This is a genomic window from Pseudomonas sp. SIMBA_068, from assembly GCF_046534705.1.
GTDB classification, from domain to species: Bacteria; Pseudomonadota; Gammaproteobacteria; order Pseudomonadales; family Pseudomonadaceae; genus Aquipseudomonas; species Aquipseudomonas putida.
Genome location: NZ_JAWRYI010000123.1, coordinates 1 through 373, shown reverse-complemented (window position 1 = coordinate 373; position 373 = coordinate 1). Strand labels below are relative to the sequence as shown.

At 52.5% G+C, this 373-nt stretch carries 1 protein-coding gene; it reads right to left on the bottom strand.

The features are described from left to right. Positions 1 to 34: 34 nt before the first annotated feature. The coding region (locus SB756_RS28465; RefSeq protein WP_410912841.1) for a hypothetical protein at positions 35 to 373 on the bottom strand (339 nt) is incomplete at its 5' end.

The window sequence follows — 373 nt, the reverse complement described above, 5'->3', positions numbered from 1 at the left end:
CGGCTTTGTAAAGTTGTGTAAATAGACATTTCACCTACTGGCCAGCGCAGCAGGCGAGCGGCATGATTGGCGTCAACCCCCCATTTAATGGGCGAATGAGCTTACCCATCGCCTGACGAACATTTTCCAGGCACAAGGCACCCAGCCGTCCAAGGGATACCTTAAACCGCCAGAAAACCGATTTATCCGACTCAAGCACAAGAAAAATAACAGTAAAAATGCTATGGTCACTCAAGCAGCGAACCTCGAGGCTCGCGGCGGACTGGCGACTGAATCGGGCACGCTCAAGCCCTGTGAACAAATGACGGACATAGATGCAGCTATCAATACGTGATGCGAGCCGATTCGTGATCGGCGCCGGGTTAATGCGCGA